Here is a 12,604-nt window from a genome sequence, read left to right as displayed (position 1 = left end):
CCCAAGTCCTCGCCATTAATCGGCTGCCCTCCAACTACGAATGTTGCTTTCCTCCGCCGCCGCTGCACCCCAATTGCTTTGCGTGCGTGTCGCTTCCTCGAAGCTCACGAGATCACCGAGCCAGACGTCGCGGGCCTGGATATCGCCGCGTTCGTTGATCCACACGATCTCCGCAGTACTGCCTTCGATGCTGGCAACTTTTACGAGCCGCCCGCGCCATGCAGCGGGGCTGTTCACTCTGATGGTCATGGGGTGCTTTCAGTAGAAGATGATGCCGCAGGGAGATGCGAGCCGTTCGCCGAGCGTTTCCGCGTTGCTCGTGTCGTGCGCTGTCGCGTCCAGAGACGACGCCCACGCCTGTTCGCCAAAAACGCGCCGACGCCCTAAGCGCCGACCTTTGGTGCGGATTTCCTGTTCGGTGATCTCGCCTTCGAGAACCGCGAGCACGATTTCACTAGCAACGTCGTCGCGGTCCTCCGGATCGAGACCGGCGGCTGCGCCGTCGGCGCTGCGATATAGATCCAGAGCCAAGCAAGCTTGGCGCAACAATCCTTCCGCGTAGACGCGCGGGGGCTGTTTCTTCAGACCAGCGCGGCGCTTCGCGCGCTCGCCGACGACTTCTACAAGCCGTGCATGAAACTCAGGGTCGCGCTTGGCCTTGTCGAGCACAAGGAAAGGCGTTGGCAGACCGTCGACTAGAACGCGGGCGAAGCCAATCTTTGGAGCGGCGCGAAGCGCTTCGATCGCGCGCTCGAAGTCGGCCTCAGAGAACCGACCGCTTGCGGCCTTGCCTCGGGCATTGTCGCCGTTCTCGCGATCTGCGGTCGCTGCGACGAAACGCTGATGCAGAGCTTGGTCGGATTTGACGACCTTGAAGAATGAAACGCCAGTGCCGCCGAAGCTCTCGACGGCACCCTCGGCAGTTGCGCCATTACGGATCGCGGTCAGGATGTCGTCGAACTTCGCGCACACCAGCGCTTGACCGGTGAGGGGCTTGGCAGCGTCGAGGCGGGCGCGGAGATCGGGGCGACGGCGCAACTGCGCGTCGAAGGTCGATTTGTTGATGCCAAGCGAGCGCAAGATGACGGTCAAGGTCTCGCCGGCAGCTACGCGCGCAAGGATCGACTCAATATGATCGGTCGCGGATTGAGGCGACAAAATGATTCCGGGTGCTGGGAACGATGGCCCGCGCGCAGACGGCGAAATGCGGCGCGCGGGCGAAAACTGAAAAGGGGAGCCCTTTGAAATGCATCCCCTCTTCCAAGAGAACTCACGGGGTGCCGTGGCCGTAAATTAGGCCGCTACCTGCAAAAATGTCAGGACCGCTCTATCTGCGTAAGTTGCTGTGGCTTTGCGGTCACGCCTGATGAACTTGCCGATTTGTTCCAGGGTGTAATCGCCGGCAGCCTTGTCGAGAAGGAGGCAACAAACCGGGCCGAGTGTTTTCCGCAGCCGTTGGCAATCGATGCGCCGATTTGCCTCGTCCTCAGCGCCATGGACGTCCGAACGCTGCACCACGCCGTTACGCCGCCACATGTACACGCGAGACGGCGGCGGCGGCTCCTCATTGCGGTGAGGTTGGTCCATCCGCTCATCGTCGGGCTTCCATTCCTTGCCGGCAGCTTGCCTAGCAAGGACGCCCTTCGCCGAGGCTGCCGCCATGAGGTTGTCGCTGTTCATGGACGCGCCTTCTGCGTACTCGTCCATATTCTCGGCCGCGATGTTATCGTTTGCCACCGTCAACTGCGGCTCGCCGTTCAGCTCGTTCCAGTCATTGAGAGCGCGAATGTATTTGAACCGACCGGCCTTCATGTAACGTGTGCCCGATGGCCAGGCCTTGACGGTCTCTGGTTCACCCTTGGGTTGGTGCTGGCGCTGCTCTGCCATGATGGCGCGGTGGGCTTCGGACGTGCGGGTATTGTCGTTTGCTGCTAACAAATCAGGTCTCCAATTTATCAATGCTGGGAAATGCCGGCCTCAAGCCGGTGCTGCTGAAGCCGCTAGGCGCGGGTAGGCGGCGGGACAGGGCTCCCGCGTAAGCCGCCTTTTCGGATTCGGACCGACAGCGGGCGCGACCGGCGGCGCGCGTTTCGACCGGTATAAGAACTAGTGGCGCTGGCGACCGAATCCACCAAAAAGAAAAACGGCCAAAAGAAAATTGGCAGCGCCTAAACACAGGGGCATGACTATATGGTGGTCGGCGCGGGAAAGCAGGGTTGGATCTTTTATAAACAAATACCGATCGGCGCGAAAAGTGGGGCGTGGTGGCCAAACAAAAAACCGGCCAGTAGCCCTACGGCAATTTTGCCAGAGGCCTCAAAGGGGGAATCAAGGGCCAAGGCGGCGTGTAGTGGTGATTGAAAGAGCCGCCAACTTAGACGGCCCTACCTGAGGCGCATTCGTTCTATGGCAATTTTCGCGATCTTGCTCGGATCGCTGGTGCCGGCTGCCCGGATGTCGATCACGTCGCGAGCTACCATCCTGCAAAGTGGGTCGTCACGATCAAGCACGCCCAACAAGTGCAGCGCCCGGTCGAAGGCCATGTTCAGAAGTTTGATTTCCTCAGGCGTGCGTTCTCTGTCTTTCAGCAACAGATTGATTGGCATTGTTCCAGCCCTCAGTAGCCGCCGGCACAACCAAAACTCGGTTCCGTCTTATAGCACCGGAACCGGAACTCGGTTCATTAACTATTGGGGCTCAGATGGGCGAAGCAGGTAATACGGTTCGCCAAGCAGGGCTACACGAGCGAAGATCGTCAAGCTGGCGAGACCTTTGCGATCGGAAGGTGTCGGCATGGTCCAGGAACATGTATTCAGAACACGGATTGGCGCGGCTCGAAAAAGTGCGACATCTCTCTAGGTTTACGGCTGTTTTTGAGGGGTAGTTTTCGGAGCGATGGTCGTCGCACCCATTGAAATTGCTATCTTCTGGTAGCCCTGCCACTCCTGCCAGCTCATCCCAGACAATCAGGATCGACAGGCAGGACAGCGGCGGGCCCAATAGCTCGGACCGTGGATCATGCGGGGCCCATAAGCCCTTGATCCGCATCGCGTCCGCGAGCCGGGCTCCCGCGCATTCCGCCTCGCCACACCTTGACCTTTGGCTCCATCCGCAGTAGATACCCGGCACTCGCAGCCGGCCCGTTAAACGCGGATCTCCGGCGCGGCTTTGAAATCCCCCGAACAATCGAGCCCGGTTTTCCGGCTCATCCTTCGAGACAGAGGGCTGGGCCACAGGCGGCTGTTCGGATCCCTGAAATCTTTAATCGCGTCTGGCGACGGACGTTGGACCTCAAACGATGGCAGTCAGCCCGTTCAAGTTCTTGCAGGAAGTGCGCTCGGAGACCAACAAGGTCACCTGGCCGACCCGCCGCGAGACCACCATCACCACCATCATGGTGTTCGTGATGGTCGCCTTGGCGTCGATCTTCTTCTTCGCCGCCGACCAGATCATCCGCTACCTCATCACCTTCCTTTTGGGCATTCACTGATGGCAACAGCAGCCGCCGCAACCCAGACCTCCGACAAGCGCTGGTACATCGTCCACGCCTATTCGAACTTCGAGAAGAAGGTTGCCGAATCGATCCGCGAGCAGGCCAAGCAGCGCGGGCTCGAGGAGCTGTTCGAACTCGTGCTGGTTCCGACCGAGAAGGTCACGGAAGTGCGCCGCGGCCGCAAGATCGACGCCGAGCGCAAGTTCTTCCCCGGCTACGTGCTGGTGAAGATGAAGCTGACCGACGAGGCGTTTCATCTGATCAAGAACACGCCGAAGGTCACGGGCTTCCTCGGCGCCGAGAACAAGCCGATGCCGATCTCGGAGAACGAGGCCATGCGCATCCTGCACCAGGTGCAGGAGGGCGTGGAACGGCCGAAGGCGTCGGTGTCGTTCGAGATCGGCGAGAACGTGCGCGTGGCCGATGGCCCGTTCGCCTCGTTCTCGGGTGTGGTCGAGGAAATCGACGAGGCGCGTTCGCGCGTGAAGGTCGCGGTGTCGATCTTCGGCCGCGCCACGCCGGTCGAACTGGAATTCGGTCAGGTCGAGAAGGTCTGATCGGGTAACGCGGGAGGCCGATGAGGCTTCGCGCAAAGAGAGGCCGTGGGAGGGAGAGGGCGGTTGCCAGCCGCATCCGACCCAGACCACGAACCTGAAACCGCCGGCTTAGGGCCGGCACAACAGGAGTGATACATGGCAAAGAAAGTGACCGGATACCTGAAGCTTCAGGTCCCGGCCGGTGCGGCGAATCCTTCGCCCCCGATCGGTCCCGCGCTCGGTCAGCGCGGTCTCAACATCATGGAATTCTGCAAGGCGTTCAACGCCCAGACCCAGAAGGAAGAGAAGAACACCCCGATTCCCGTCGTGATCACGATCTACGCCGATCGCTCGTTCACGTTCGAGATGAAGACGCCCCCGATGTCCTTCTTCCTCAAGCAGGCCGCCAAGATCCAGTCCGGTTCGAAAGCTCCGGGCCGTGACAAGGCCGGCGCGGTGACCAAAGCGCAGGTGCGCGAGATCGCCGAAAAGAAGATGAAGGATCTCAATTGCGATACCATCGAATCGGCCATGAAAATGGTCGAGGGCTCTGCCCGCTCGATGGGTCTGGAAGTGGCGGGGTAATCGGTCATGGCAATCGGAAAGCGTTTGAACAAAGCCCGCGAAGGTGTTGACCGCGAAAAGCTTTACCCGCTCGCGGACGCCATCAAGATGGTCAAGGAACGCGCGAAAGCGAAGTTCGACGAGACCATCGAGGTCGCGATCAATCTCGGCGTCGATCCGCGTCACGCCGACCAGATGGTCCGCGGCGTCGTGACCCTGCCGAACGGCACCGGCCGTACGCTCCGCGTCGGCGTGTTCGCCCGCGGCGCCAAGGCTGACGAGGCCAAGGCTGCTGGTGCCGACGTTGTCGGCGCCGAAGACCTGGTCGAGAAGGTGCAGAACGGTTCGATCGATTTCGATCGTTGTATTGCGACCCCCGACATGATGCCGCTGGTCGGCCGTCTCGGTAAGGTGCTTGGCCCGCGCGGCCTGATGCCGAACCCGAAGATCGGCACCGTGACCATGGACGTCACCGGTGCGGTGAAGGGTGCCAAGGGCGGCTCGGTCGAGTTCCGCGTCGAGAAGGCCGGCATCTTGCAGGCCGGTGTCGGCAAGGCCTCGTTCTCCGAGGAGAAGCTGGTCGAGAACATCAAGGCTCTCGCCGATGCTGTCTCGAAGGCGAAGCCGGCTGGCTCCAAGGGTACCTACATCCAGCGCGTTGCGGTGTCCTCGTCGATGGGCCCGGGCGTGAAGGTCGAGCCGGGTACCATTCTCGGCTAAGGTTTGGAAATTGCATGAGGCGAGGGGCGGAATTGGGCAACCGATTCCGCCCCTCGTCGTTTGCGTGCGGCACTCACCGGAAACAAGAACTATGGCTGACAAGGTCCTGATCTACTCGCGCTTTCCCAAGACGATGATGGCGCGCTTCGCTGAGCGGTTCGAACTGCTCGACACCGGTGGCAAGCCCGCGCGCGAGGTGTTTTCGGCCGACGAAATCGGCGGCATCCGCGCGTTGCTCACCGCCGGCGGCTCGCCGCTCGGCGGCGAGGCGATGGACGCGTTCCCAAAACTTGGTGCGATCGTCTGCTACGGCACCGGCTATGACGGCGTCGACCTGAAGGCGGCGGCCGCCCGCAACATAGCGGTCGGCCATAGCCGCGGCGCTAACGCGGCATCAGTCGCCGATATCGCGATGACCCTGATGCTGGCGACGACGCGGCGGATCCTGGTTGCCGACCAATATGTCCGCAGCGGCGACTGGGCCGCGTCAAAGCAGTCGCCGATGATGCGTCCGCAGGCCGGCATGCCCGGCCGCCGCATCGGCGTCTACGGCATGGGCGAGATCGGCCGCAAGATCGCCGCGCGATGCGCCGCATTCGAGAGCGAGGTCGGCTATTTCAGCCGCAGCAAATACGATTTGCCCTATCAATATTTCCCGACGCTGGAGGCACTCGCCGACTGGTGCAGCGTGTTGATGATCGCAGTCCGGGCCGGGGCTGAGACCCACCATGCGGTCAACTCCGATATTCTCAAGCGCCTCGGCGCCGACGGCTATATCGTCAACATCTCCCGCGGATCGGTCATCGACCAGAAGGCTCTGGTCGCGGCGCTCACCGACAAGACTATCGCCGGCGCCGGCCTCGACGTCTTCGAGAAGGAACCCCACGCCCCCGACGCGCTGACGGCGCTGCCCAACGTCGTGTTCGCCCCGCATATCGGCGGCCACACCCTCGAATCGCACGTCGCCATGCAGGACTGCGTGCTGGCAAACCTGACCGCGTTCTTCGAGGGCAAGCCGCTGCCTTACGGGATCAAATCGGCCTGAATCGGCCCTTGTCGGGCCGCCTCAAGCCCGGCGGGCAACGAATTGGAACTGGTGTGAATTTTGCTCTTGGCAAGCAGGCAGAGAGCGGTTAAAGAACCGCTTCCGGACGTGCCGGCCTTGGCTGGCGCGTCCGTGCACGCATTCCGAAAACCCGACATGCAGGAGATCATTCCTTCTTGGGACGTCCGTAAGGATTTGCCCGAAAAGGAAGGAAAATCCATCGGTTGGTGGGGTGCGGGCAGAGGTCAGGCGGTTCGCCGACTGGCCTTGTCCTGTCCAAGACTGCAGGCGCCCGCGGGAAATTTCGATTTCTCAACGGCTTAATCGCATGGCCTGCATAGACGGGTGAAGACCGGATTTCACTTCGCATCCCACCTTGAGGTGGTCGCGGAAGGAGTTTGGTTCGGACCTCGACACGCCGTGGGCTCCAACGGGCTCCCGGAGGGCAGGCTTTAAATTGTCGTCTCGCCCGGCGCGTGTCCGATGGGTTTTGACCCTGAGGTTCAGGTTTTGGGTGGGACGATGGGTGCAACCCGGCGGTCCCGCTTTTCGCGATGACCGCCAACCGGAAAGAGCTTGCTGTGGAACGAGCGGCAAAAAAGGAAGCGGTCGAACAGCTCAACGGGGTCTTCAAGGCCACGAGCGTCGCGGTCGTTGCCCAATATTCCGGCCTGACCGTTGCCCAGATGCAGAAGCTGCGCATGCAGATGAAGCAGGCTGGTGCCTCGGTGAAGGTCTCGAAGAACCGTCTCGCCAAAATTGCTCTTGAAGGCACTGACGTCGTTGCCATCGGCCCCATGCTGAAGGGACCGACCGTGATCGCCACTTCGGACGATCCGGTAGCGGCGCCAAAGGTCGCCGTCGAATTCGCCAAGGCGAACGAAAAGTTCGTCATCATTGGTGGGTCGATGGGAACGACCGTCCTGAATGTCGACGGTGTGAAGGCGCTTGCCTCGCTGCCGTCGCTTGATGAACTGCGCGCCAAGATCGTCGGCCTGCTTGTGGCCCCGGCGACCAAGCTTGCTCAGCTCGCCAACGCGCCCGCGGGCAAGCTCGCGCGCGTCATCCAGGCTTATGCCTCAAAGGGCGAAGCGGCCTGACGCCCTTCGCAAAACTCAAACCCGAACCAGACTTACATTCAAGGAAACTGAACAATGGCTGACTTGCAGAAGATCGTTGACGACCTCTCGAGCCTCACCGTGCTCGAAGCTGCCGAACTCGCGAAGCTCCTCGAAGAGAAGTGGGGCGTTTCGGCTGCCGCGGCCGTCGCCGTGGCTGGCCCGGCTGGTGGTGGCGCTGCCGCTGCTCCGGCCGAAGAGAAGACCGAGTTCACGGTCGTTCTCGCCGCCGCCGGCGACAAGAAGATCGAGGTCATCAAGGAAGTCCGCGCCATCACCGGCCTGGGCCTGAAGGAAGCAAAGGACCTCGTCGAGGGCGCGCCGAAGCCTGTCAAGGAAGGCGTGAACAAGGACGAGGCCGAGAAGCTCAAGGTCCAGCTCGAGAAGGCTGGCGCAAAGGTCGAGCTCAAGTAAGCAGCGCTTACTGGCGAGGTCCCGGGTCGAGGCCTGGGACCTTGGTCCACCCCTTGAAAGGGCGGGCCGGATGCAAAAGGCGTGCGACGGATCGTCCCGACGCAGGCTGAACACGAAAATGTGTGGGGATTTAAGGGTATACCCCTCGAATCTCCACTATTGTCGCCCCATATCGGTTCGGCAGCACGAAAGCGCGGTGGGCAGGGATGTCGAATTTCCCTGTAAGCCGTTGGGAGAGCAAGCTATTTCGGGCTTTTGCAGTCCGTGAAGATGATGGTTGTGACGGGCGGGCGTGCCTATGCGCCCCGCGCGTCGTTTTGCGTTTTGAAGGTCTGAAGAACAGATTCAGGACATTCTCACCTGAAACTGAGTCTCCGGTCCCCAAAGCGGGTTCGAAAAATTCAACCCGGGGAGCGGTGGCAGCCGCGTTCCGGACGGCGCGCCCAGAGCGGGCGACGAAAATGAGAGGCCACGATGGCGCAGCAGACATTCACCGGTCGCAAACGCGTTCGCAAGTTCTTTGGACATATCAAGGAAGTCGCCGAGATGCCGAACCTCATCGAGGTTCAGAAGGCGTCTTATGACCAGTTCCTGATGGTCGATGAACCCGTCGGCGGGCGCCTCGACGAGGGCCTGCAGGCCGTGTTCCGCTCGGTGTTCCCGATCTCGGACTTCTCGGGGACCTCGATGCTGGAATTCGTTCGCTACGAGTTCGAGCAGCCCAAGTATGACGTCGACGAGTGCCGCCAGCGCGGCATGACCTTCGCGGCTCCCCTCAAGGTGACGCTGCGCCTCATCGTGTTCGATATCGACGAGGAAACCGGTGCGAAGTCGGTCAAGGACATCAAGGAGCAGGACGTCTACATGGGCGACATTCCGCTCATGACGATGAACGGCACCTTCATCGTGAACGGCACCGAGCGCGTCATCGTCTCGCAGATGCACCGTTCGCCGGGCGTGTTCTTCGACCACGACAAGGGCAAGACCCATTCGTCGGGCAAGCTGCTGTTCGCCGCCCGCGTCATCCCGTATCGCGGCTCCTGGCTCGATATCGAGTTCGACGCCAAGGACATCGTCTATGCGCGTATCGACCGCCGCCGCAAGATTCCGGTGACGTCGCTGATGTTCGCCCTCGGCCTCGACGGCGAGGCGATCCTGTCCACCTTCTACAAGAAGATCCAATACAAGCGGATCAAGGAAGGCTGGCGCGTACCGTTCGATGCCAATCGTTTCCGCGGCTACTCGACCATCAACGACCTGATCGACGCCGACACCGGCAAGGTCGTGCTCGAAGCCGGCAAGAAGCTCACCGTGCGCGGTGCGCGTCAGATGCAGGAAAAGGGACTGAAGGCGCTGCGCCTGTCGGATGCGGAACTCGTCGGCAACTACATCGCCGAGGACCTCGTCAACCCGAAGACGGGTGAGATCCACGCCGAAGCCGGAGAGGAAATCACCGACAAGTCGATGAAGGTCCTCAACGAGCACGGCTACAAGGACCTGCCGCTGCTCGACATCGACCACGTCAATGTCGGCGCCTACATCCGCAACACCCTCTCGGCCGACAAGAACATGACGCGTGAGGACGCGCTGTTCGACATCTACCGCGTGATGCGTCCCGGCGAGCCGCCGACGCTGGATTCGGCACAGGCGATGTTCCAGTCGCTGTTCTTCGACGCCGAGCGTTACGACCTCTCCGCGGTCGGCCGCGTCAAGATGAACATGCGCCTCGACCTCGATGCGCCCGACACCCAGCGCACGCTGCGCAAGGAAGACATCCTCTGCGTCATCAAGACGCTGGTGGACCTGCGCGACGGCAAGGGCGAGATCGACGACATCGACCATCTCGGCAACCGCCGTGTGCGCTCGGTCGGCGAGCTCATGGAGAACCAGTACCGCATCGGCCTCCTGCGCATGGAGCGCGCGATCAAGGAGCGCATGTCCTCGGTCGACATCGACACGGTCATGCCGCAGGACCTGATCAACGCGAAGCCGGCGGCTGCCGCCGTGCGCGAGTTCTTCGGCTCCTCGCAGCTTTCGCAGTTCATGGACCAGACCAACCCGCTGTCGGAGATCACCCACAAGCGCCGTCTCTCGGCGCTTGGACCGGGCGGTCTGACCCGCGAGCGCGCCGGCTTCGAGGTGCGCGACGTGCATCCGACGCATTACGGCCGTATCTGTCCGATCGAGACGCCGGAAGGTCCGAACATCGGCCTGATCAACTCGCTCGCCACGTTCGCGCGCGTGAACAAGTACGGCTTCGTCGAGACGCCGTATCGCAAGGTCAAGGACGGCCGCGTCACGGACGAGGTCGTGTATCTTTCGGCGATGGAGGAAGGCCGCTATTCGGTCGCTCAGGCCAACGTGCCGATCGATGCCAAGGGGCGCTTCACCGAAGACCTGGTGGTTTGCCGCGCGAGCGGCACCCGCGACGTCGTGCCGATGACGCCGGACAAGGTCGACTACATGGACGTGTCGCCGAAGCAGCTCGTTTCGGTTGCCGCAGCGCTGATCCCGTTCCTCGAGAACGACGACGCCAACCGCGCGCTGATGGGCTCGAACATGCAGCGCCAGGCGGTGCCGCTGGTTCGCGCCGAGGCGCCGTTCGTCGGCACCGGCATGGAAGGCGTGGTTGCGCGTGACTCGGGTGCTGCGATCGCGGCGCGCCGTTCGGGCGTGATCGACCAGATCGACGCAACTCGCGTCGTCATCCGCGCCACCGAAGATCTCGATCCGACCAAGTCGGGCGTCGATATCTACCGGCTGATGAAGTACCAGCGCTCGAACCAGTCGACCTGCATCAACCAGCGTCCGCTGGTGAAGGTCGGCGACATCGTCAAGAAGGGCGACATCATCGCCGACGGTCCGTCGACCGATCTCGGCGAGCTCGCGCTCGGCCGCAACGTGCTGGTCGCGTTCATGCCGTGGAACGGCTACAACTTCGAAGATTCGATCCTGCTCTCCGAGCGGATCGTGAAGGAAGACGTTTTTACCTCAATTCATATCGAAGAATTCGAGGTGATGGCCCGTGACACCAAGCTCGGACCTGAGGAAATCACCCGCGACATTCCGAACGTCTCGGAAGAAGCGCTGAAGAACCTCGACGAAGCCGGTATCGTCTACATCGGCGCGGAAGTGCGCGCCGGCGACATCCTGGTCGGCAAGATCACGCCGAAGGGCGAAAGCCCGATGACGCCGGAAGAAAAGCTTCTGCGCGCCATCTTCGGCGAGAAGGCCTCAGACGTTCGCGACACTTCGCTGCGCGTTCCTCCGGGTGTGCAGGGCACGATCGTGGAAGTCCGTGTGTTCAACCGGCACGGCGTCGACAAGGACGAGCGTGCGCTGGCGATCGAGCGGGAAGAGATCGAGCGTCTCGCCAAGGACCGCGACGACGAGCAGGCGATCCTGGACCGCAACGTCTACAACCGTCTTGCCGAGCTCCTCGAGGGACGGCAGGGCATTGCGGGTCCGAAGGGCTTCAAGAAGGACACCAAGATCACCCGTGCGGTGCTCGAGGAGTATCCGAAGTCGCAGTGGTGGCTGTTCGCGTCGCCGAACGACAAGCTGATGGCCGAGATCGAGGCCATGCGGAAGCAGTACGACGAGTCGAAGAAGGGGCTCGAGCAGCGCTTCCTCGACAAGGTCGAGAAGCTTCAGCGCGGTGACGAATTGCCGCCCGGCGTGATGAAGATGGTCAAGGTCTTCGTCGCGGTGAAGCGCAAGATCCAGCCCGGCGACAAGATGGCCGGCCGCCATGGCAACAAGGGCGTGGTGTCGAAGATCGTGCCGATCGAGGACATGCCGTTCCTCGAAGACGGTACGCATGCCGACATCGTGCTCAATCCGCTCGGTGTGCCCTCGCGCATGAACGTCGGGCAGATCCTCGAGACCCATCTCGGCTGGGCTTGTGCCGGCCTCGGCAAGCGTATCGGCCAGACGGTCGATGCTTACCTGGCGAAGCAGGACATCAAGCCGCTGAAGGAAACCTTGAAAAAGGTCTACGGCGAGGACGAGACGATCAAGTCGCTCAACGACAACGAGTTGATCGAACTCGGCCATAATCTGAGCCGCGGCGTGCCGATTGCGACGCCGGTGTTTGATGGTGCCAAGGAAGCCGACATCGAGGAGATGCTGAAGCTTGCCGGTCTCGACGCTTCGGGTCAGTCGACCGTCTATGACGGCCGCACCGGCGATGCCTTCGATCGCAAGGTGACGGTGGGCTACATCTACATGCTCAAGCTGCACCATCTCGTCGACGACAAGATCCACGCGCGTTCGATCGGTCCGTACTCGCTCGTCACCCAGCAGCCGCTGGGCGGCAAGGCGCAGTTTGGTGGCCAGCGCTTCGGCGAAATGGAGGTGTGGGCGCTCGAAGCGTACGGCGCGGCCTACACGCTGCAGGAAATGCTGACCGTGAAGTCGGACGACGTCGCCGGCCGTACCAAGGTGTACGAGGCGATCGTGCGTGGCGACGATACCTTCGAGGCCGGTATTCCGGAATCGTTCAACGTGCTGGTCAAGGAAATGCGCTCGCTCGGCCTCAACGTCGACTTGCACAATTCCAAGGTCGGGCCGGGGACGGCGGAAGCGGCCGAGTAACGCGACCTATCATGCCCGGCCGGCTCGGCCGGGCATCGGCGCCCCTCCCAAGACCTTGAGGGCAGGGCGCCCCGCATAGTGATTTTCGAATTTGCTGCCGGAGGCGACCGGCACGCGA

12 protein-coding genes are annotated in these 12,604 nt (G+C 61.9%); 8 read left to right on the top strand and 4 right to left on the bottom strand.

The window, feature by feature from the left end; translation table 11 throughout:
• Window positions 1-15 precede the first annotated feature (15 nt).
• The 4 genes from ABIA96_RS25150 to ABIA96_RS25135 form a co-directional block, all read right to left on the bottom strand.
• Window positions 16-249 carry a hypothetical protein gene (locus ABIA96_RS25150; RefSeq protein ID WP_354139725.1) on the bottom strand — a complete coding sequence of 78 codons (234 nt, stop codon included), beginning with the start codon at window positions 247-249 and terminating at the stop codon, window positions 16-18.
• A gap of 9 nt (window positions 250-258) precedes the next feature.
• Entirely contained in the window at window positions 259-1,092 is an 834-nt protein-coding gene (locus ABIA96_RS25145) for a hypothetical protein (protein ID WP_354139724.1), read from the bottom strand.
• A 201-nt stretch (window positions 1,093-1,293) separates the two neighbouring features.
• Entirely contained in the window at window positions 1,294-1,938 is a 645-nt protein-coding gene (locus tag ABIA96_RS25140) for a hypothetical protein (RefSeq protein WP_354139723.1), read from the bottom strand.
• A gap of 446 nt (window positions 1,939-2,384) precedes the next feature.
• The gene (locus ABIA96_RS25135) at window positions 2,385-2,606 is read right to left on the bottom strand and encodes a hypothetical protein (RefSeq protein WP_354139722.1); all 222 of its coding nucleotides are present in this window, start codon (window positions 2,604-2,606) and stop codon (window positions 2,385-2,387) included.
• 692 nt (window positions 2,607-3,298) lie between these two features.
• Between ABIA96_RS25135 and secE the strand changes: the two genes are divergently transcribed.
• The 8 genes from secE (at window position 3,299) to rpoB (ending at window position 12,486) form a co-directional block, all read left to right on the top strand.
• Entirely contained in the window at window positions 3,299-3,490 is a 192-nt protein-coding gene (gene secE, locus ABIA96_RS25130) for a preprotein translocase subunit SecE (protein ID WP_354139721.1), read from the top strand.
• Window positions 3,490-4,050, top strand: a complete 561-nt coding sequence (gene nusG, locus ABIA96_RS25125) for a transcription termination/antitermination protein NusG (RefSeq protein ID WP_354139720.1) — start codon at window positions 3,490-3,492, stop codon at window positions 4,048-4,050. Before secE ends, nusG begins: the two co-directional genes overlap by 1 nt.
• A 135-nt stretch (window positions 4,051-4,185) precedes the next feature.
• Window positions 4,186-4,614 (top strand): 50S ribosomal protein L11, encoded by a 429-nt coding sequence (gene rplK / locus ABIA96_RS25120; RefSeq protein WP_045008228.1) that lies wholly within the window; start codon window positions 4,186-4,188, stop codon window positions 4,612-4,614.
• A 6-nt stretch (window positions 4,615-4,620) separates the two neighbouring features.
• Entirely contained in the window at window positions 4,621-5,313 is a 693-nt protein-coding gene (gene rplA, locus ABIA96_RS25115) for a 50S ribosomal protein L1 (RefSeq protein WP_354139719.1), read from the top strand.
• A 91-nt stretch (window positions 5,314-5,404) separates the two neighbouring features.
• Entirely contained in the window at window positions 5,405-6,358 is a 954-nt protein-coding gene (locus tag ABIA96_RS25110) for a 2-hydroxyacid dehydrogenase (RefSeq protein ID WP_354139718.1), read from the top strand.
• 581 nt (window positions 6,359-6,939) lie between these two features.
• Window positions 6,940-7,458, top strand: coding sequence for a 50S ribosomal protein L10 (rplJ, locus tag ABIA96_RS25105; RefSeq protein WP_354139717.1), 519 nt, complete (start codon window positions 6,940-6,942; stop codon window positions 7,456-7,458).
• A gap of 54 nt (window positions 7,459-7,512) precedes the next feature.
• The gene (gene rplL / locus ABIA96_RS25100) at window positions 7,513-7,890 is read left to right on the top strand and encodes a 50S ribosomal protein L7/L12 (protein WP_094895389.1); all 378 of its coding nucleotides are present in this window, start codon (window positions 7,513-7,515) and stop codon (window positions 7,888-7,890) included.
• Window positions 7,891-8,364: 474 nt separating this feature from the next.
• Window positions 8,365-12,486 carry a DNA-directed RNA polymerase subunit beta gene (gene rpoB / locus ABIA96_RS25095; protein WP_354139716.1) on the top strand — a complete coding sequence of 1,374 codons (4,122 nt, stop codon included), beginning with the start codon at window positions 8,365-8,367 and terminating at the stop codon, window positions 12,484-12,486.
• Window positions 12,487-12,604: the final 118 nt, after the last annotated feature.

The sequence above is a fragment of the Bradyrhizobium sp. LB11.1 genome, from assembly GCF_040549385.1.
Classification (GTDB): domain Bacteria; phylum Pseudomonadota; class Alphaproteobacteria; order Rhizobiales; family Xanthobacteraceae; genus Bradyrhizobium.
The sequence above is the reverse complement of the archived record's forward strand: the minus strand, read 5'-3'. Positions and strand labels throughout refer to the sequence as shown.

Coding starts and splice junctions, on each gene's coding strand:
- secE (WP_354139721.1), top strand. CDS start 3,299: ATGGCAGTCAGCCCGTTCAAGTTCTTGCAGGAAGTGCGCTCGGAGACC.
- ABIA96_RS25110 (WP_354139718.1), top strand. CDS start 5,405: ATGGCTGACAAGGTCCTGATCTACTCGCGCTTTCCCAAGACGATGATG.
- rplA (WP_354139719.1), top strand. CDS start 4,621: ATGGCAATCGGAAAGCGTTTGAACAAAGCCCGCGAAGGTGTTGACCGC.
- rplK (WP_045008228.1), top strand. CDS start 4,186: ATGGCAAAGAAAGTGACCGGATACCTGAAGCTTCAGGTCCCGGCCGGT.
- nusG (WP_354139720.1), top strand. CDS start 3,490: ATGGCAACAGCAGCCGCCGCAACCCAGACCTCCGACAAGCGCTGGTAC.
- ABIA96_RS25150 (WP_354139725.1), bottom strand. CDS start 249: ATGACCATCAGAGTGAACAGCCCCGCTGCATGGCGCGGGCGGCTCGTA.
- rpoB (WP_354139716.1), top strand. CDS start 8,365: ATGGCGCAGCAGACATTCACCGGTCGCAAACGCGTTCGCAAGTTCTTT.
- ABIA96_RS25135 (WP_354139722.1), bottom strand. CDS start 2,606: ATGCCAATCAATCTGTTGCTGAAAGACAGAGAACGCACGCCTGAGGAA.
- rplL (WP_094895389.1), top strand. CDS start 7,513: ATGGCTGACTTGCAGAAGATCGTTGACGACCTCTCGAGCCTCACCGTG.